Origin of the sequence: Pseudomonas sp. MG-9 (assembly GCF_018729515.1) — a bacterium.
GTDB lineage: Bacteria > Pseudomonadota > Gammaproteobacteria > Pseudomonadales > Pseudomonadaceae > Aquipseudomonas > Aquipseudomonas serboccidentalis.
This window is the reverse complement of sequence record NZ_JAHHZH010000010.1, coordinates 98,977-116,221: the sequence shown is the minus strand read 5'-3', so window position 1 is coordinate 116,221 and position 17,245 is coordinate 98,977. Positions and strand designations below refer to the sequence as shown.

Genomic DNA, 17,245 nt, shown 5'->3' with positions numbered 1-17,245 from the left:
CCTACCAATATACTGTCTGCATATACAGTTAATTCGAAGGTATCGCTAGTGAACCCAGGTAATTCTCCCCAGGCGTGGACGATCCAGACATGGTTGTCATTCCTGAAAGACGAAGCAGCATTGCTGAGTCATCCAGGCGCTCACCATAAGGTGCTGCTGGAAGGTGCACACGCGCTTCACAGAACACACTTAATTGACCACAACGGCCTCAGTGATCTGCTAGAGCAAGCGGACGGTGCCTTGGCTTATGCCGTAGAAGCGCTTCTGGACGAGCGCATCGACGATAGGTAGGAGAACGGACATGCACATGCTGGTCACTCCCATGCGCTGCAATGGAGCCGCTTTGACGCCACATGAGCGCAGGCGCTACATAGCGATCAAAGGAGACGTACGAGTTTCTACCGAACTGAGCGACGAGCTTGGACGTAGCTCAAATGTAGCGAGGCTGATTAAGGGGATGCCACTTGAGCCAGATCCGTTGCCCCGTTTGCTTGATGCAACATTGGCCGGAATGGCGCCCACCGGCTTTGTCTTGAGTAGAATTGAGTATGTTGACGGTTGCGCATATACGCAGTCCTTGTGGTGCAGAGAGGCGTGATGCTCTATTAGATTTTGGCGTGTTTACCTATTTTCTAAAGAAAGCAGATACTCGTCCTCGCTACAACGTTCGCAAGTAGTACTGCCGTACTTTGTTTCCAACTCACTTAAGTATGAGTTGCAGGTGCCGCACCGCGGAATAGTCTTAGTATAACCACACCAATGGCAAGCCAAGTCGTTTAAAGAGAACAGTACAAAAAAGCAACTATCACACTCAACGATGTTGCTCTCCTCACTAAAGATGCCTGAATCTTGAATTAAAGACAACTCAGCTTCCAAAAGCTCGGATAGAGAGTCTGTGTAATGACACTCAACACACTCATATCTAAACTCTGAGAAGTCTATCTGAACTCCTGCTGCGACATCATTTCTATTCGGAGCCAATAAACTTGAGTTGCATTCATAGCACTTACACTCTTCGAGCAGGCGACTTGCCGCATCTGGAAGCTTTACGCTCGCCCACTGAGAATTAACCTTTTCTAGATTTGCTTTATGAAACTCATGAAACTCAAGCATCGACGTCCACGCAGAGCCCAATAGTTCGGCGGGTGCGCCTTTGAGTTCGTCTACGATAAACTGATGCAGTAACGGAAATAGATTGGCGACAAATCGACCTATATCCGCCATGGAATGTTCCGGGCTAAAGTGTTCCAGGTCGTTTCGGCAGTCCTGTAGTTTTTTTACAGCTACCCAATCAGTTTTAATACCTAAAGTTTCAAAACGACTCTGGATAGCCCCAAAGTCAATTGTATATTTTTTCAAATTAACAGGTCGCCATTCAATCTCGCCATTCCCTACCAGGTAGGGCAAGACCTTTTCTGCCTCATACACAAGCCCTTCGGACTTATCCACATCATGTGTGGAGATGGCAATTCTGAATTTAAATAGCAGTAAAAGACCCGAATAAAAGTTTCGGGCAGCAGATAGAACCCTTTTACTGTTTCCACCTTCAACCTGGCTACTGTTGAAGTCCTCAACACCTAATGCTATCGAGTTCTTTGCATTGTCGAGCAATCTTCCTGCTTCAAAAGGGGGTCGAACTTTTGTTTGTTTTTTTCGCATAATTGCACCGCCGGAGACTTAGCAGTAACGAAACTTCAGTTTCGTGTATTAATGCAATCCATGATAGCTCCAGATAAGAAAACTTGTGCGCTCGCCGAAAAATATAAACAAAGCAAGGAAATTCTGCTGGTCAGAGCGTGATAGGGCTCATTGCCGTTGATAGTGCCGAAGCCTTCGCGGCGTACCCTGTAAATGCAGAAGCATTCCCAGGTGGCGGCGTGGGGCCGTGTGTATGGCTGGCCTGTTGGGCGTTCATCTGTTGCACCAGATCGAGCAAATCGCACAGCACCTGCAGCACGTTCACCCCCTCGGATCCTAACCAGGTCTTGGGCGCGACCAGTCTCTGGCTGACCGCCGCCACGCTCTGGCGCAGCCCCTGAATCCTTTCCTCCATGTCGCCACCAACCGTGGCGTTGTGCTTCTGCCCCACCACCAGGTTCAAGTCCCGCCCGGTCGCCTGGTGCAGATCATCCACCGCCGCCAGGCTCGCAGATCCGCCCGATAGCAGCTTGAGCGCGCCCAGAGCTTCAAGCGTCTTGATGCCCCCAACCGACTCGGTTGCATGATCGTCCACGGTCCTTGTGTGGCTCTGGAACCGCTCAGTGTTGCCCATCGCCTCCACTTCCCGCTCGATCGCCTTGTCCAGGATCTTGCCGTCAGTCTGGCGCAGCCAGTTGCCGTCGGCGTCGACGCGCTGCTGACAGGCTTCGCTGTGCTGCCACACCTGGTCACCTTTCGGGACGCTGGGCATGCTCAGGCCGTGGGGCAGAATGGTTTGGATATAGGGCTTGTGCGGCAGGCCGTACGCGAAGCACACCACAACCTGTGTGCCTTCCTGGGGGAATGCGTAGATGCCCATTTCCTCGCCACCGGTGGGCAGCGGCAACGGCACGCCGGCCAGGATCGGCAGCTTGGTGTCTGGCTCGCCGTCCGGCCCCAGGACCTCGATGTCGACGGCATAGCGCGGCCGGAAATCGTCACAGATGCCGGCGCCGGCCGGGGCGTCGGCTACGGCGACAACACGGGCAAATCGTGGCAGGTGGTAACCGCCGGTAAGTTCGGGAAATTGTCGTTCTACGCTGCGGCGGATTGCGTCGTCCATCGGATGGCCATCTGATTGTCGATGAGCGCCACACTGGTGATGCGCTCGCCGTGGTTGATCGTTGCGCCTGGTCGCAACCCGGGAAGGGCCGCAATCATCGCGCTTTGGTTGCCCTGGTAGTCGTCGAACAGTTCCACCGGCAGCTGCAGCGGCGAGCGAACGCCAAAGAAGCTGTCAGCCCAACTGCCCACGAACACTTCCCCGTCACCCTGTTGCTGCCAGATGAAGTCGGGGATGTTGAAAACCCGGGCCACGCTGTCCATGGCTTGATAGCCGGCGGCCAGGCTGTAGAAAAATGGCGCCTTCACGCCGGTATACGGCTGGTCCGGTACGCGAAAGCGCAAACCGGTGTGCTGGCCGATCTCGACCAGCACTGCGCGCAGGTCGACGTGTCGTAGATTCAGCGGCAATGGGTTGGCCAGGATCGCGGCCAGCTCTCGGCAGAACAGCACCTGCTGGCCACTGCTAGCCGTGGTGGAGCGTTCCACGTAGCCAATGAAGTGTCGCTGCAGCGTACTGTCGTTGTAGCCGATATCGAGCGTCACAAGCCCTTTGACCGGCGCAGGGGCCTGAATGGTGAACGTCGCCCGGCCAGGGCTTTTCGCATCCAGCCGAACTTCGTTTTTGACCAGGACATACGGTTTGCCGTTGATGGCCAATTCCTTGTGCAGCTTCATTCCTTGGCACTCCCGCCCAGCCAGGTGTCAACTTTTTTCAAAGTTGCTTCAAAGCCGGTCAGCTCCTCGGCCCCATCAGGTGAATCGCCACCGGCGCCGCCAACAGCCCCGCCAGGGCCAGACTGCGCGGTAACCGCGTTGCCCGATCGCCGCCCCTCGACCTTCTCAGGGTTGGACAGTTTTTCCGCCAAGGTGAACTGAATCAGCCAAGCGCGCAGGTTGTCGTCTTCCCGGGCGCTCACGCCCTCGGTAAACGTCACCTGGCGCATGCCGAACGCGGCAGCAGTGTCGTTGACGATTCGGTAGGTCTTGAGCTGGCCACCGCCAGCGGTCGCTTCTACCAGGCGCATCAGGTCGCGCAGTTGCACCTGGTCAACAAAAGGAATCATCAGACTGACCGTCAGTGTCTTGGGTTTGAAGCCCTTATGCCCCTTGTCGGTGTTGCTGGTCTGGCCTGACAGGTCGTCGCTCTCGATACGCAAATTGCCGGTGACCTTGAGGTTTTTCCCACGCACCTGTTGCCCGTCAAGTAACAAAGTCATAGGCCCACCAATTCGCGGACGAAACTCAAACCCTTCTCAGATCCCACCAGTAGCGCGCCCGCGCACAGCACCCATTCATGCCCTGGGGCGTCGCCCGTCAACAGCGCCTCGCGTAGCTCAGTGGCATTGCCAGGGCCGATCATGCGGGCACACATGCTGCTGTCCGGGTTACCATCGGCCAATAGCGCTTTCAGGTCTGCCAGTTGCTGATCTCGGCCCTTTTGCTGGGCTGCTTTGCGACTGGCCAGCGCGGCAAGGTCAGCCATGGGCGAGCTGTCGGCGGCGTAACCCTCCAGAACGGCAAGCTGGCCGGCCATGGATTGCTGCGCGGCCTTTACTACGGTGCAGCGCTCCAGAGGCAGCGCCTGCCAACGCGGCAAAATGCCGGCGGCGGGGATCTCCCACTTTTCTGTCTCCAGCTTCGATAAGTGCCGTGCGCGTCGTTCAGTCCGCACCAGGTCAGGCATCGGCAACAAGGCGTTAAAGCGTGCCAGGCTCGCTGCCAACTGATCAAAGCGCGTCGATAGGAACATCACGCACAAGGCGAACTGGGGTCCGTCCGGCCGGCCGGTGTCGCTCACGTCCACCAGTTTGCCGGCCAGCAGCTGCAGCAGGTTCGGCGCGGAAAGAAAACGCTGGTAGCCACTGCCCTGACCAATCCCGCTTTGAAAAGGCGTCACCATCAGGCATGTAGGAACGTCGCCCATTTGATCAACAAGTGCAGCACGGCCGGCCGCTATTGCGCCCTGCGCGGCGTCACCCACCGGCCCTGGGTTGGTTGAGGTTTTCCCGCTCAGGTCAGCCAGGCGCTTAGCTGTGCTGGCCAGCTCGCCGCCGGCAAGTCCTTGGGCCGCTGAAAGCTGACCCATCCACTGCGTAGCCTCCACAGGCCAACGCATGGTCACCGGCGCCCAATCACTGATCATTTTTCAGAACCGCGCTCAACCATTCCGGGGCATCGGGCCGGCTCGACTCCGCCGGATACCGTTTTGCCTTTGGCCACTCCCTTACCGCCTGACGCCAGGTCAGCAGAGCCGTGAACTGCTCAGCCGTAATGGGTGTAGTTCCGCCCAGGTCGCGGGCATCGCGGTATTGAGCAACGAGCGCTTCCGTGTTTTGCAAACTCGTTTCAGCCCAAAGCCGGGCAAGTACAAGCGGATCTGACTCGACAACAACATCTTCCGCATATTTTGAAAACTTCCCTCCCTCATCCAGGTAAGCGCGAACAGCTTGATACAACGGGGCGTTATAGTCATGGGTAACATGACAGCGATTGCCAGCAACGGTGACAACAAAAGTTTTATCAGCTTTAACTGAGACGTTACTGAACGTCACCATAACCTCTGCTGGCGGGACCACTGGTGACTCAACGACAGGAATGACTAGCTCATTTGCGTCAATATCTTTTACTTCAATCACGGTGCATATCTCCACGCGAAACCGTAAATAGTTGCTCCGCCACTAAATGAAATTACGGTGCCACCTGGTGCATGACCACTTTTACCAACAACACCCTGACCCGCCGCGTAGTAATGCATGAGCGAATAACACCATGAGCCGCCCGGTGGGAGCTGTATTGACGTACCGGTTACTCCGACAGGCATAAAGTTATTAATGTCCGGTCGGTAAAAGTTCATCTCCCCCCATTGCAGCCCCATGTCGGAGGTATCGACCTGAACGCGCATACCACGGCCTTGCCCATCCCAGCCGTATTTAATCTTGTTAGAGGCTTGGCCGGCGCCGCCGCCCTGTTCGACAGGGGTAAATCCAAGCTGTGTCTGTAAGTAGTAAACCTGCCCATTCTCTTTATGACGCAAGTAAGGATAAATAGGATTCCCACTGGCAAATCCGACCGTGGACACTGAGTCGCCTACTGTTCTCAGTAAAAGCTGTTGATTCGTTTGTTCAACTGTATAGGCATTAGTAATTCCATATGCGGCAAGCGTACTACCTTTGTTTGCCTTATCATCAGGGTTAAAATTATGAGAAGACCAGACAACACCGAGATCCAAACCGTCAACAGTAGCTTTTAGCCCCACGGAACTCCATCCGATGCTAACAGCATTGTCCAGCTGCCCTATTCCGCCACCTTGCCGCACGGGCGTAAACCCAAGCCTTGTTTGCAAGTATTGAACGAGCCCGTCTGACTCCCGGCGAAAGTATGGAAGCTTGGCGTCATTCCCGGCAAAGCCAGCGGTGGTTATTCCGTCCCTAATAACTCGGTAGTTGATCTGTTGATTGGTCTGATCGATTGTGTAGGCATCGGTAATTCCATAACCCGCAAGGGTGCCTGCTTTATCGGCCTTAGAACTTGGATTAAAGTTGTTTTCAGTCCAGACACGGCCCAAGTCGATATCATCAACGCTCGCCTTTAAACCGATCGCGGACCAGCCAATACAAACTCTGTTGAAAGTCTGACCAGCCCCACCGCCCTGCTTTACAAAGCCGTTGGCCACCTCACCTCGGGTGTAGGCGTCAGTGATTCCGTAACCCCCCAATGTCGTGGGATTATCGCCTGCAAAAACAATCCCCTTCGAGTTAACCGCCACTTTTGTGTAGCCACCGGGCGTCACCCCACTGTTAGCCAGCGTCAGCGCAATTTCCGGGTCCGCGGTGCCGTCAAACGTCGCGCTACCTGTTGCCGCGCCACTGAATTTAAACGTGCGCGCCGTGGCCAGCTTCAATGCTTTGCCGGCCGCCGTGGTGCCGGTCACCAGCGCGTTGATGCCGGCATACAGGTTGTTACGTACCAACTGCACCATATGCGTGGTGGCCAGTACCCAAGGGTCATCCGAGTTTGAATCACTGCTGATGGCATTCGGGATCTGCCCCAGCCCCACGTCATCCTTTGTCGTGGACCGAGCGCGTAAGCCCGGATAATCGCCAGTACGAGCGGCTAGGTGCTTGATCAACTCGCCGGTGATCGGCTCAACGGCTCGCAGGTCGCTGATTGCGGCCGTTGTTGGCAGTTCCGCAATGGGCACCAGGTAATGCCGTACACCTACGCTGTCGGTGTAGTCCTGCTTGTCCCAACCAAACACAACCTGGAACGTACCGACTACATCGCTTAATTCGCGCTGCAGGCGTACGTCAAGCCATGCAACGTTAGGGATTGAAGGAACAGCAACAGCTTGGGCGCCTTTTAGCTCCAGCCGAACCCCTTCAACATAGGCAATGCCGGGTTTCAGGCTGTATGCATTGCCCACTTTTTGCAGTTCAAGGGCACTTCCGTGGAAGCAAGCGCGCCCGAAGACATCACGATTGCTCAAGCGCTCGCGCTCATCAATGCCGCTTAGGCGCACGGTAAAGTCATGCTGCCAGGTGCTGGCATCGATCTTGATTCCGGTCAGCGCCTGGGCACCGTCGAACACCACCAAAAAGTTACGCGTGACGTTGTTGCCGATCTGGCGCGGCGGGATGTTCCGGCGCTTTTGCTGTACCGGCAAATACGCCACGGCCAGCAACACGTTTTCACTGGTTTCAAGGCCGATCCAGTTGAAGTCAAAGTCTCCGATGTCGCTACCGAGCATCAGGCTATAGACCACCTGGTTCGGGTTCACGAAACCTTTCTGGGTAACGTCATAGGTGCCGACGATTTGCGCCGGCACTGGCTTGCCCGCTGTTCGATCCACACCGGCATTCGGGTCAAGCCCGGGCACGTTGGCCAGCACAAATCGGGAAACGTTCAGTGATTGTTGTGCGCCGAGTTTCTGCGCGATCAGGCTTTCACCTGCAAGGGTAATGCTGGCTCCCATGGGGGCTCCTACAGGCTGGCGATCAGCGTTTGCTGGTCGTCGTTGAAGTCCACCGCGACGATGCGCAGTGATACGGGGGTGATGGTCACGAAGTCATAGCGCCGGCAGGTGCGGCCGTACTGTTGAATCAGCACGCGCATCAGCTCCGGGTTTTGCGACAGTTGAGAATCGGAGAGGCGCAACAGCACCACGTCCCAATCCCGATCGGGCAACCGCTCGTTGATCTCGACATAGCCAACGCCCAGTCGCTGCAGGATGCGTTTGAGGCCAGCCGTGCTGCCGGCGTCGACCGCGTTTATGAAGGCGAACTTCACCCGCAGCCGGTAGAGGCTTTCCGGCTCGTCTTTGAAACGGCTGATATCGCGCTGCCAGGCCAGCAGATCGAGGACGGTCAGGTGGCAGGTGTCCGCGTCCATTTGCAGGAGCGGCCACTGCAGCCAACCTTCGACCTTTTCCCACCAAGACTGGGCGGCGGCTTTCAACTTGGCCAACTGCGGGCCGTCTAGCCAGAAAGGCAAACTCAGCTTGATCATGCCGGCACCACCTGCAGGGTCTTTATCCTGGGAATGCTCAGCTCTGACACGATGTCGGCATTGTCAAAATGTAGCGACTCGATGCCGGCGAACTGCTGGTGAAGTTCTTCGCCCAAGCGGCTGAACGAAAACCGTGACTGGGGATAGGTCAGCGTCGGCTGATAGTCGCCCGTGCCGCTCTCGCGAAAGGCCGCCCGGATGAACTGCCCAATTTCCGCCTGCAGCTTTTCGCGCTGCTCGACGGTCAGCAACGATCGTGGCCACCAGGTGAAGCTTAGTGCGTGCTGTGTCTCAGGCATGACCATCACCAACAGGTCATCACCGTGGCCATGGTTGCCCTGGTCGCGGATATGCGCGTTGATTTGCTCCAGGTAAGTCGCCGCCGGCACATCCGCATCAAACAGCACATAGGCATTGGCGCTGCCCGGGCCACGTGGCGCGCCGTGCAGGAAATACACGCCATCTGGCCGCACGCCTGGAAAGGCTGAAATCATGGCGCGGTACACCGAGTCGGTGTGCCACTGGTTGACCGCCGAGAACTGGTTGCGTGTGCGCAAACGCAGCTGATCGTCCGGTTCAGGATCTGCACCTGGTGCAATCAGCCAGCCGTCCGCGTTCACCACCTGGGCAATGCCGGCAATCGGGACGGGCAGAATGGCGTAGTAACCCGGGGCTAGGTTGTAGCCGCTGCCCACTTCCTGGGCTTCTACCGGGACTTCCAGCTGCAGCACGCCATCCGCGAAGGTCACGGCCTGGGTGGTGATCAGTTGGTAAATATGGCCGTTGATCGCAGCCGATTGCACCAGGACGCCGGCGGGCAGCTCCAGCACGCCACCGGCGACATCGCGGGTAAACAGCAGCACCCCTTTGGCCTTGGTCGCCCCTTTGCGCTCGACGTTGACCGCCCAGGCCAGCATGTCCAGCCACTTGCCCACAGCGGTTTTAACAAAGAAGTTGGGCAGGACGGTGCCGCTGACAAAGTTGATCAGCCACAACACCGGCTTGGTCACCAGCGCGGTGATCAGCCGCCAGAACGGCGAGTAGGCGCTGGTGTTGCTCAGCTTGCTACCTTGCGCGGCAACTTCGCTTTCCCAAGCCTTGCGCAAGCCGTCCTCAGTCACCGGAATGCCGCTGTCTGCCAGCGCTTGTTTAAAATCTACGTCGCTCACAGCGTCACCTCGATATCGCCAAATTTCAGCGTTTTCGCCGTGACCAGGTAGCGGCCAGACTCCACTTGTTTAATCAACGCCGTACCCGGCACCAGGCGCGCGTCGGCCTCTACCAGCAGTTCCAGTTGTTGTATGCAGTCGCGCTGACGCAGACGGCTGCGCTCGGCCACCAGCGTGACCAGCAACCCGCTCTCGCGGATCATGTGCGCGATGTCCTGGGCGATGCTGGCCCGGTCCTCGATCAGCAGCGGCTGACGCGATGGGTCCAGTACCAGGTCGTTGTCCATGATCAACAGATCGATGTATTCGCTCATCCGCCCACCGCCATGGCCAACATGCCTTCCAGTTCGAGCGGATTCATTTGCTTGGCGGTGTGAATGTTGACGTTCTCCACATGAGTGCCCTTGTTCTGGGTTTGATTGTTGTTCTGGATGCTGGCCAGGAAGCCGCCCCGGGGCACGGCGTCAGGCCGTTTCGGAGACAAGCTTGATACCGAGCCGTTGATGCGCTGCTGGCTTTGCTCGGCCTTCTCCGTGGGAGCGGGAGCGGTGACTAGGGGCGGCGTCTGCAGCGGCTGCGGGATGGTCAACTGCGGCCCGATCGGCGCCGGGGTCTGCACCGGTGGTACTGCCACCAGCTTTGGCAATGTGCGCGGCAATTCCCGGGGCGTTTGGGGTTGAGCCACCGGTGCCGGCGCTTTCGGCACCGGTGCCAGGACCTGGGCCGGAAGCTGTGCCGGCGGCTGCAACGCTGCAGGTGTAGCGATTGCCGGTGCTGCTGCCTTCGGGGCCGGGGCCAATACCAGTACCGGCGCCTTTGCCGGGGGCTGCAAAGCGTCCAGCTTCGGCATCACCGGCGCCGGTGCTTTAGGCGTGGGAGCCAGCACCAGGGGCGGTGCCTGAATCGGCTGCTGGGGCGCGCTTACTAGTTGCGGCAGTAACGGCGCTTCGACTTGCGGGGCACTGATAGTGGGTAGCTCCGGCGCTGCCGGCATGTCCCCGAACGCCGCTTCAATGTTCACCCCGGGAATCTTGTTCAACATCTCAATCAAGCCATTGATAGCGCTTTTAAAGACGTTGACGATGGCGTCCCACGCGGCGCTGGCCATGTTCGACCAACCGCCCATCGAGTCGAACCACTCCGACAGCGCAGTCAGCTGGCCGCTAACCCACTGGAACGCCTCGCTGTTGATTAGTGCGCTGGTCCAGTCGTCCCAATAGATGATCGCAGCCGCCACGGCCGCGACCAGAGCCACAATGCCGATCACGATCCAAGCCACCGGGTTGGCCAACAACGCGGTGTTGACCAGCCAGATCGCGCCCTGCCACAGCAGCATCGCGCCCTTGACCAGGCCCATCCAGGCCACCATCAGCACCAGGCCGGCCACGAACCCCACCACCATGACGGTGTGGTACAGGAACATTGCGATGCTGCGATAACCCGACCAGGTGAGTGCATTCCACACCACGACAGCCCCCAGCCACGCCATTTTCGAAAGCCCCAAGGTCAGCGTAAGCAACGACATGGCGGCGGTAATCGCCAGGAACGACAGGGTTACGATCCCAATCAAGCGCGTGATGTTGGGGAACAACTGAGTCCAGCGCGTCAACGTGCTGGCAATCCCCACCAGGCGCTCCATCAGCGGAGTCAAGATAGGGATCAACGCCTGGCCAAAGGCGATGCGCAACGCCTCGACAGCGGAGCTGAACTGCTGCCACGGGTCCACCATGTTCTTGGCCATCCGCTCGGCATTCTCCAGCCCGCGCACATTGCCCAGTCGCTCCATGCCGTTTTTCAGGCGGTCGGTGTCGCCCATCAGGCTGCTGATCAACCGCGCCGCTTCGCCACCGAAAGCATCGCGCAGCTTCGCGCCGTTGGCCTCAATCGATAGATCCCCAAACTTGCCTTTGAGCTTGTCCAGGATGTCCATCATCGGCAGCAATTTGCCCTGCTGATCCACGAACTTCATGCCGAGTTTTTCAGAGGCAGCGCTGACGTTTTCAAAGAAGGATTTGTAGAGGCCGCCGGCCTCCCCTCCGTCCATGGTGCTGCCCAGCGTGCCCAACACTGCCATCTGCTCGGCCAGGCTTACACCGGCGGTGCTGGCCAAGCCACCTGCAGCCTTGAACGCCTCCCCAATCTGCTCGCCACTGGTGCGAAACAGCTGCACGGCCGTGGCCGTCTGGCCCGCCAGGGTTTCAACCCATTGGCCTTTGCCCATGGCGTCGGCCTGGCCTTTGAACAGGTTGTACATGGTGCCGACGTAGGTGCCCATGGTGTCGGCGTCGGACTTGGTGGCCTTGGCCAACACGTTGCTGGCATTGGTGAAGGTGGCCAGCTGACTGCCAACCAATCCTTTGATGGCGCCCTCGATGTGATACGCCGAGGCGACAAAATCCTTGGCGTTCTCGCCGTAGGCCACCGAGAACTCCAGTGACTTACGGTTCAGCGAGTTCAAGGCGTCTTCGGCCACGTTCAGCGATCGGACCTCGCCAAGGGCGCGGTTCATCTCCAAGGCGGGTTCCATGGATTGGGTGATACCGACATAAGCGCCCGTAATGCCTGCCAGACCAAAACCCATCGTTTTGATGTGTTTTTCGCTCTGTTCAGCCAGGTCAGAAAAGCCCATTTTCACCTTGCCCATGGGGGCGGTGACCTTATCGGTCAGGCTCAAAATGAAGGCCAGGCGGGCGCTTTTGTCAGCCATCAGTGTTTATCCGTTGAGTGCGTAGGCAATGCCATTGGCAATGGCGATTTCCATGCGGCGCCAATGCTCGTCCTCCAGCCACTTGGCCGTTCCCATCACCTCGGCGGTAGGCTCGGCACCTGGTAGCCAGCGGCCGGCCAGGGCCACCAGTTGGCCCAGGCCGTTTTCGGTCAGTCGTTCGGCGTGGTCGAGGGCTTTTTTACGGTGATTTCAATGTCCGGGCCGTACTCTTCCAGCAGCGCGCCGGCCAGTTGCATGACCAGCACCGGGTTACCCAGCTGGGACTTGAGCGTGGCGCGCTGTTCCTGCTTAACGGTGGTCACCAGCAGGTTGTTCGCCGGCGAAACCTTGTTGGCTTGGGTAACGGCGTTGAAGTACTTCGTCACGTCCTGCGGGGTCATTTCGAAGGTGAATTCCTGCTCGCCTACTTCCAGGGTGATATCGCGTTTATCGGTCATGGGTGTTGCTCCGTTCAGAGGTTGGGTGTGAGTTATGGTTGGCGCGGGCAAACCCGCAGGGCATGGTCTTGCAGGCCCAGGATCATTTTTTTGCTCAGGGCGAGCTGGTCGACAAGGGTGAAATAATCCGGTCTAGCGTCTGCTGCGAGTTCGGCGGTGGCTGCATCAGCCACGCCGCCGGCGCGGGTACTGGCGGGCACTGGGGCGCTGCAGGTGGCGTTGACGCGCAACCGCTTACGGCCAGCATCAACATCAAGGCGCAGAGCATCGTTTTCAGCACGTTCATGGTTCAGTTCCTGGGTACGTTGAAGGTCGATAGCGTCACGCTCAGCCAGCATTTCGCCGCTGATCCGCGCCGCCTCTCGCAGTCCGTTCACTTCAAACAGCGCCGCGTCACGCTCAATTCGTGCGTTGTCGCGCTGGCCCTGCAGCAGGTCAAAGCCGAACCAGGCCACCAGGCACAGCACCAGGATGAAAGTGCCTTCGCGCATCACAGGCCCGCCTTACAAAGCTCGGCCTCGGCCAAGCGGCGGTTATGCAAACCCCGAACAAATACCTTCTGGCCATCAGGCTTGCTGATGAAGGCCCAAACCGGTGTTTTGCCGTCAGGTGCCCAGGCAAGCGCCTGGCAGCCCTCTTTTATGCGGCCAGCATTGATCAGGCCCACGGCGCGACTGGCGCATGTGCTGGGCGTGCCGAAGTTGTGGCCATGGCTGCTCAGGGCGTCGAACGTGTTCTGGTCCACGTCCTGATTGGTGATGCAGTCGGCCAGCTGCAGTTGGCCTTTACTGATCACCAACTGCTCCACCTCGTTGCAGCGCGCATCCGACCAGTAGTCACCGACAACCACCGGATACGGGCTGGTATGGCCGGTGATGCCCTTGCACACGGTTGGCAGCCCACGGGCCAGCTTGTCGGCATAAACCATGTTCTGGCCGTTGCCTTCCCAGGTGCCCAGGAACACGACGAGTGTGGAGCTGCAGAGCGCGATGGCGCCGGCGGCGATCTTGCCGCGCAGGCTCATGGCTTAACCTTCCAATCGCGCAGCATCTGGCGATACTTGGGAACCAACAGCAGGATCTGCAGCACCATGTAAACGGCAGTCAGCATGTAGGCGACAGCCGACCAGTCGATGGCTCCTGTCGCCCCAGTGGCGGCTACACCGATCGCAGGTGACGCCTTCGCCAGCGCGATGGCGGTGTCCTGGGCCGCCTGATTGGTGCTCATCGCTGCACTCCCTTTTCGAAAAAAGACTGGCACGGGACACAGCGGGTCTTGCCGCCGAGCGCCTGGCGCGCTGCAGGAATCTCGTTACCACAGTCCTGGCAGTGAGTAAGACTTGGGCCCGCTGACTCACGCCGGGCCTGGGCCAACTGGGCGTTGATAGACTGGTCCCGCTGACGTTGTTCCAGGGCTTGTGCGCGATCGAACGGGCATACCATCAGCTAATGCCCTCGATCTCGGTGGAATCCAGGTACGGCACACCGTTGATGCGGATAAAGTCCGGGCTGGTGACCTCAAAGGGCAACTTGTGCTTGGACTTCTCCCCGCCCTTGGGATCGATGCTGAGCAGGCTGGACACCTTCAACTTGCAGCCGAAGGCTTCAATGCGCAGTTCGTCGTCGCCGGCCTTGGCGAAGAACACCACGTCAAACGCCTCCAGCTTGCGGAAGCTGCCAGCAGTGCGCGCCGCTTCGACCACCAGGTTGAAGTTGGTCGAATCCAGTTCGATTTCACCAGCTGCCGCCACATCGCCGTCGACGTAGCCGTCAGGCACGCCCCGGGTTTGCGCAGTCTTGCTGTTGTCGGTGATATCCAGGGTGCAGCTTTCGACGTGTACCTGCAGATCGCCCAGGTTCACGTCAAAGTTCTTGCCGCCAATACGTGACATGGGGGGTTACTCCGAATCGTCGTTGGAAAGGTCCAGGGCGATGTTCGCCGTGAGATCTTTCGGGCAGTTGTGGGGCTTGAGCTTGATGTATGCCTCGACGGCGGTTTTGCTCTTCCAGGTCAGCACGATGGCGCCGTCTTTCGGCGTCTCGATCTCTCCCGGGAACACCTGGCCGGCGAACTTGACCGACTTGGCCATCTGGCGCAGTGGCGCCATCAGCGCGTTGACGTTCACGGCCATGCTGTTGGGTGTGTTATTCAAGCGACGATCAGCCACACGGCGGATCAGCAGCGGCCGCACCTGGCGCGCCGCCTTGTCCGTCAGGCGCAGATATTCAATTACCTGGTAGTCGCTGCCTGGGGTGTCCAGCATGTTGCCGTCGCCCCAATAAACGCCCGGATAGTCCGGGTAGGTCTGGGAAACAGAAAAGCGGGACTTGTCCAACTCGGCGCGGATTGCGGACGGCAGCGGCACGCCCTCTTTATCGACCGGCACGCTGCCCAGACCGGTTACGGCACCGGTGGCCACACGCATTGGGCTGTCGGCAATACTCACGGCAGCGTTGGCCAAGCGACCGGCCAACACGCCCAGGTCATTGCCGTGCAACTGCGGCACCACCATCACACGCGGCGCGGCCACGTTGGCGGTAATTGCCTTTTGCTCGGCCACATATTCAGACCAGGACTGCAGCACTGTCGGGCTGGCAGTTGCGGCCATCACGAACAAGCGGCGGCCGTAGACGTTATTCACCAACACAGCAGCGTCGTGCATGGCCGCCAGGTCGTCGCCCTTGGTCACAGGCTGGGTGATAACGACGGCCTCGACCGAAAATCCCTGCTGCTGGCAAGTCTCCAAAGAGGCGCGCCAGTCGGTATCGGCCAGGATCGGTGCCGCCAGACAGGCCCAGCGATCGCCGCCGTTCGAGCGCGCAGCGGTGATTTGTGTTTTCAGGTCACTGGCAGCAGTACCCAGGGCGGCATCGAGGTCGCTTTCGGTATTGAGTGGCACCAGTTTGCCGATGTTTTTGGGGGCGGTTTTCGGGCCTGGCCCGATGAATAGGAAATAGCGCTCGATCTCAGTCACGGCGCCTTGGCCCAGATTGAGATTGTTAACGCTGACTTTGCCAAGTGCCATGCTGTGCCTCGTTAGCGGGGTGAATTAAGGATTTGTTCGAAGACCTGGTTAACCAGCTCGCGGGTCTCGCCGCTGGTTTCCACGCCGAGGAACTGGCGTTTTGGCAGGGTGATGTCCCAGCTTTGCGCGCCCGTTTTCTCTGTTTGTTCGTCGTTCAAGATGCGGATCAGCAAGCCGGCCTTGGCGTAATTCACGTGCTCTTGAATCCATGCCACTGAAGGCCTGGCCAGCGCCTTTTTGCCCTTCTGTCGAACACGGAAGCCCAGCCGGCGCAGGCGCTTGGCCTGTTTGTCGGTGCATGCAATACCGGGCGGGACTTTGTTCCAGCGGCGCATTTGCGCAGCGGTACGTCTCTCGCTGACGCCGTTGTGCTGCTGGGCGGCGACCCAACGGGTTAAGGCGTTTTTCCAGCCCAGCTCAGCTTCATCCGAACTGACGCGGGTGACCTGCAGCAGCTTGGCCAGGCCGGCTTCCATCTTCTTTTTGCCCTTGGCACTGCCCTTGCGTTCAGCGAACGGGGTGCCGTCGGTGTTCTTCTGCTCCCGCACGCGCTTACGGCTCATCGTCCGTACGCGTGTAGTCACTCTGTTCAGCAATCGCCGGCGCAGCTGCGGCGACAACTCAAGCAACGCCAACTGGGCGTCGACATCGAGCAAGCCCCTGACATCGAGGTTGAGTGGGTTAGCGGCCATTGCTGCCCACCTCGCCATGCTCGGCAACCCATAGGTCGAACGGCACGAACGCCCACGTTTTGTTGAACGCCTCAATCTCGCCGCTAGGGTCTTCGGCCAGGTACTGCGGCTCGACAAATTCCAGCGACAGTTCCACGTCGAAGCTGTCCTGATCGAGCGGTTCCACGGTAAACAACGGCGCCGGCAGTTCGTGGCGGTCGCGGTCGGTGTCGTGGGTTTCCAGCCAACTGCCCACCAGGGCCATCAGCCGGGCCGGATGGCCGGTGAAACGCTCCAAGGAAAACGCGGCTCGATAGCGCATGTCAGCCATGTGCAGGCCTGCGCGGTCGGGCTTCCAGATCAGTTCAAGGCTGACCTGTTCGGTCCAGCTGTCGAACTGCTCAGGCTGCACCAGGTTGCGGGCCATCAGGTAGGCGGTCAGCGCCTGCAGTTGGATCACAACAGCGCCGCCGTGATGCGGCCACGGCCCTGCAGGGCACGTACGGCCTGCTGACTGAACGCCAAGAAGGTTTCGGCACGCTCGGGCGCTTCCTTACCGGTGTTTTCAGCGCTTTCGCGTCGGGTGACGGTGGCGAACTGCGGCAGCAAGTTGCCCTTAGCGCGGCAGTACACGGCACGTTTGTACAACTTCACCTGGAAGGAACGTTCCGGCAGCAGCGTGGAATCTGCGGACTCGACACACGCAACGCCGTTGGCTTGCCAGCGGGATTTGCACTTGGCCAAGTCCGTATTGACCTCGACCATGGCGGCGTTCAAAGCATCGGCCAGCAGCTCTACCAGGTACTCCGCCGGTAGGCGTTGTTCCTTCTGGAATTCGGACACGGAGAGGTCTGGCCAGAAGCCGTCGTTCTCTATCGTCAGTTCCACAAAGGTGGTGGTTTTCCCGGAAAAGCTCATTGCTGGCCGCTCAAATAGGGCGGGGAGCC

Annotated in this window: 22 protein-coding genes; all 22 read right to left on the bottom strand. The window is 58.8% G+C overall.

Translation table 11 applies throughout. The features are described 5' to 3' along the window. Nucleotides 1-621 precede the first annotated feature (621 nt). Nucleotides 622-1,659: a hypothetical protein gene (locus KKQ10_RS24150; RefSeq protein WP_215502470.1), complete on the bottom strand. Its 1,038-nt coding sequence runs from the start codon at nucleotides 1,657-1,659 to the stop codon at nucleotides 622-624. A 130-nt stretch (nucleotides 1,660-1,789) separates the two neighbouring features. Continuing rightward, complete coding sequence (locus KKQ10_RS24145) at nucleotides 1,790-2,761, bottom strand: hypothetical protein (RefSeq protein WP_215502469.1); 972 nt, start codon at nucleotides 2,759-2,761, stop codon at nucleotides 1,790-1,792. Continuing rightward, nucleotides 2,734-3,438: a hypothetical protein gene (locus KKQ10_RS24140; protein WP_215502468.1), complete on the bottom strand. Its 705-nt coding sequence runs from the start codon at nucleotides 3,436-3,438 to the stop codon at nucleotides 2,734-2,736. The genes KKQ10_RS24145 and KKQ10_RS24140 overlap by 28 nt, the downstream gene beginning before the upstream one ends. Beyond that, nucleotides 3,435-3,980: a baseplate complex protein gene (locus KKQ10_RS24135; protein WP_053253857.1), complete on the bottom strand. Its 546-nt coding sequence runs from the start codon at nucleotides 3,978-3,980 to the stop codon at nucleotides 3,435-3,437. Before KKQ10_RS24135 ends, KKQ10_RS24140 begins: the two co-directional genes overlap by 4 nt. Continuing rightward, a complete protein-coding gene (locus KKQ10_RS24130) occupies nucleotides 3,977-4,849 on the bottom strand; it encodes a hypothetical protein (protein ID WP_252191735.1) in 873 nt (290 codons plus the stop codon). Before KKQ10_RS24130 ends, KKQ10_RS24135 begins: the two co-directional genes overlap by 4 nt. Nucleotides 4,850-4,895: 46 nt before the next feature. Then, nucleotides 4,896-5,399, bottom strand: coding sequence for a hypothetical protein (locus KKQ10_RS24125; RefSeq protein ID WP_353844753.1), 504 nt, complete (start codon nucleotides 5,397-5,399; stop codon nucleotides 4,896-4,898). Beyond that, nucleotides 5,396-7,735, bottom strand: a complete 2,340-nt coding sequence (locus KKQ10_RS24120) for a phage tail-collar fiber domain-containing protein (RefSeq protein WP_215502466.1) — start codon at nucleotides 7,733-7,735, stop codon at nucleotides 5,396-5,398. Before KKQ10_RS24120 ends, KKQ10_RS24125 begins: the two co-directional genes overlap by 4 nt. An 8-nt stretch (nucleotides 7,736-7,743) precedes the next feature. Then, nucleotides 7,744-8,268 (bottom strand): phage tail protein, encoded by a 525-nt coding sequence (locus tag KKQ10_RS24115; protein ID WP_215502465.1) that lies wholly within the window; start codon nucleotides 8,266-8,268, stop codon nucleotides 7,744-7,746. Further along, nucleotides 8,265-9,437 carry a baseplate J/gp47 family protein gene (locus KKQ10_RS24110; protein ID WP_215502464.1) on the bottom strand — a complete coding sequence of 391 codons (1,173 nt, stop codon included), beginning with the start codon at nucleotides 9,435-9,437 and terminating at the stop codon, nucleotides 8,265-8,267. The genes KKQ10_RS24115 and KKQ10_RS24110 overlap by 4 nt, the downstream gene beginning before the upstream one ends. Then, entirely contained in the window at nucleotides 9,434-9,751 is a 318-nt protein-coding gene (locus KKQ10_RS24105) for a DUF2590 family protein (RefSeq protein WP_069553415.1), read from the bottom strand. The genes KKQ10_RS24110 and KKQ10_RS24105 overlap by 4 nt, the downstream gene beginning before the upstream one ends. After that, nucleotides 9,748-12,144 carry a phage tail tape measure protein gene (locus KKQ10_RS24100; RefSeq protein ID WP_215502463.1) on the bottom strand — a complete coding sequence of 799 codons (2,397 nt, stop codon included), beginning with the start codon at nucleotides 12,142-12,144 and terminating at the stop codon, nucleotides 9,748-9,750. Before KKQ10_RS24100 ends, KKQ10_RS24105 begins: the two co-directional genes overlap by 4 nt. A gap of 6 nt (nucleotides 12,145-12,150) precedes the next feature. Beyond that, a complete protein-coding gene (locus tag KKQ10_RS28865) occupies nucleotides 12,151-12,294 on the bottom strand; it encodes a DUF6890 family protein (protein ID WP_370881244.1) in 144 nt (47 codons plus the stop codon). A gap of 20 nt (nucleotides 12,295-12,314) precedes the next feature. After that, entirely contained in the window at nucleotides 12,315-12,602 is a 288-nt protein-coding gene (locus KKQ10_RS24095; protein WP_073638010.1) for a putative phage tail assembly chaperone, read from the bottom strand. A 32-nt stretch (nucleotides 12,603-12,634) separates the two neighbouring features. Next, nucleotides 12,635-13,093, bottom strand: a complete 459-nt coding sequence (locus KKQ10_RS24090; protein ID WP_215502462.1) for a lysis system i-spanin subunit Rz — start codon at nucleotides 13,091-13,093, stop codon at nucleotides 12,635-12,637. Beyond that, on the bottom strand, nucleotides 13,093-13,626 hold the full coding sequence (locus tag KKQ10_RS24085; protein WP_053253847.1) for a lysozyme: 534 nt from the start codon (nucleotides 13,624-13,626) through the stop codon (nucleotides 13,093-13,095). Before KKQ10_RS24085 ends, KKQ10_RS24090 begins: the two co-directional genes overlap by 1 nt. Next, nucleotides 13,623-13,829, bottom strand: a complete 207-nt coding sequence (locus KKQ10_RS24080) for a hypothetical protein (protein ID WP_053253846.1) — start codon at nucleotides 13,827-13,829, stop codon at nucleotides 13,623-13,625. The genes KKQ10_RS24085 and KKQ10_RS24080 overlap by 4 nt, the downstream gene beginning before the upstream one ends. Next, complete coding sequence (locus tag KKQ10_RS24075; protein ID WP_215502461.1) at nucleotides 13,826-14,044, bottom strand: TraR/DksA family transcriptional regulator; 219 nt, start codon at nucleotides 14,042-14,044, stop codon at nucleotides 13,826-13,828. Before KKQ10_RS24075 ends, KKQ10_RS24080 begins: the two co-directional genes overlap by 4 nt. Continuing rightward, nucleotides 14,044-14,493 (bottom strand): phage protein, encoded by a 450-nt coding sequence (locus KKQ10_RS24070; RefSeq protein ID WP_215502460.1) that lies wholly within the window; start codon nucleotides 14,491-14,493, stop codon nucleotides 14,044-14,046. The genes KKQ10_RS24075 and KKQ10_RS24070 overlap by 1 nt, the downstream gene beginning before the upstream one ends. Before the next feature lie 6 nt (nucleotides 14,494-14,499). Further along, nucleotides 14,500-15,627, bottom strand: a complete 1,128-nt coding sequence (locus tag KKQ10_RS24065; protein WP_215502459.1) for a DUF2586 domain-containing protein — start codon at nucleotides 15,625-15,627, stop codon at nucleotides 14,500-14,502. An 11-nt stretch (nucleotides 15,628-15,638) separates the two neighbouring features. Beyond that, nucleotides 15,639-16,319, bottom strand: a complete 681-nt coding sequence (locus KKQ10_RS24060) for a phage virion morphogenesis protein (protein WP_073638014.1) — start codon at nucleotides 16,317-16,319, stop codon at nucleotides 15,639-15,641. Further along, the gene (locus tag KKQ10_RS24055) at nucleotides 16,309-16,758 is read right to left on the bottom strand and encodes a phage tail protein (protein WP_215502458.1); all 450 of its coding nucleotides are present in this window, start codon (nucleotides 16,756-16,758) and stop codon (nucleotides 16,309-16,311) included. Before KKQ10_RS24055 ends, KKQ10_RS24060 begins: the two co-directional genes overlap by 11 nt. After that, complete coding sequence (locus KKQ10_RS24050; protein WP_215502457.1) at nucleotides 16,755-17,216, bottom strand: head completion/stabilization protein; 462 nt, start codon at nucleotides 17,214-17,216, stop codon at nucleotides 16,755-16,757. The genes KKQ10_RS24055 and KKQ10_RS24050 overlap by 4 nt, the downstream gene beginning before the upstream one ends. Nucleotides 17,217-17,245 lie beyond the last annotated feature (29 nt).

Coding starts and splice junctions, on each gene's coding strand:
- KKQ10_RS24150 (WP_215502470.1), bottom strand. CDS start 1,659: ATGCGAAAAAAACAAACAAAAGTTCGACCCCCTTTTGAAGCAGGAAGA.
- KKQ10_RS24145 (WP_215502469.1), bottom strand. CDS start 2,761: ATGGACGACGCAATCCGCCGCAGCGTAGAACGACAATTTCCCGAACTT.
- KKQ10_RS24140 (WP_215502468.1), bottom strand. CDS start 3,438: ATGAAGCTGCACAAGGAATTGGCCATCAACGGCAAACCGTATGTCCTG.
- KKQ10_RS24135 (WP_053253857.1), bottom strand. CDS start 3,980: ATGACTTTGTTACTTGACGGGCAACAGGTGCGTGGGAAAAACCTCAAG.
- KKQ10_RS24130 (WP_252191735.1), bottom strand. CDS start 4,849: ATGGGTCAGCTTTCAGCGGCCCAAGGACTTGCCGGCGGCGAGCTGGCC.
- KKQ10_RS24120 (WP_215502466.1), bottom strand. CDS start 7,735: ATGGGAGCCAGCATTACCCTTGCAGGTGAAAGCCTGATCGCGCAGAAA.
- KKQ10_RS24115 (WP_215502465.1), bottom strand. CDS start 8,268: ATGATCAAGCTGAGTTTGCCTTTCTGGCTAGACGGCCCGCAGTTGGCC.
- KKQ10_RS24105 (WP_069553415.1), bottom strand. CDS start 9,751: ATGAGCGAATACATCGATCTGTTGATCATGGACAACGACCTGGTACTG.
- KKQ10_RS24100 (WP_215502463.1), bottom strand. CDS start 12,144: ATGGCTGACAAAAGCGCCCGCCTGGCCTTCATTTTGAGCCTGACCGAT.
- KKQ10_RS24095 (WP_073638010.1), bottom strand. CDS start 12,602: ATGACCGATAAACGCGATATCACCCTGGAAGTAGGCGAGCAGGAATTC.
- KKQ10_RS24090 (WP_215502462.1), bottom strand. CDS start 13,093: ATGCGCGAAGGCACTTTCATCCTGGTGCTGTGCCTGGTGGCCTGGTTC.
- KKQ10_RS24085 (WP_053253847.1), bottom strand. CDS start 13,626: ATGAGCCTGCGCGGCAAGATCGCCGCCGGCGCCATCGCGCTCTGCAGC.
- KKQ10_RS24080 (WP_053253846.1), bottom strand. CDS start 13,829: ATGAGCACCAATCAGGCGGCCCAGGACACCGCCATCGCGCTGGCGAAG.
- KKQ10_RS24075 (WP_215502461.1), bottom strand. CDS start 14,044: ATGGTATGCCCGTTCGATCGCGCACAAGCCCTGGAACAACGTCAGCGG.
- KKQ10_RS24070 (WP_215502460.1), bottom strand. CDS start 14,493: ATGTCACGTATTGGCGGCAAGAACTTTGACGTGAACCTGGGCGATCTG.
- KKQ10_RS24065 (WP_215502459.1), bottom strand. CDS start 15,627: ATGGCACTTGGCAAAGTCAGCGTTAACAATCTCAATCTGGGCCAAGGC.
- KKQ10_RS24060 (WP_073638014.1), bottom strand. CDS start 16,319: ATGGCCGCTAACCCACTCAACCTCGATGTCAGGGGCTTGCTCGATGTC.
- KKQ10_RS24050 (WP_215502457.1), bottom strand. CDS start 17,216: ATGAGCTTTTCCGGGAAAACCACCACCTTTGTGGAACTGACGATAGAG.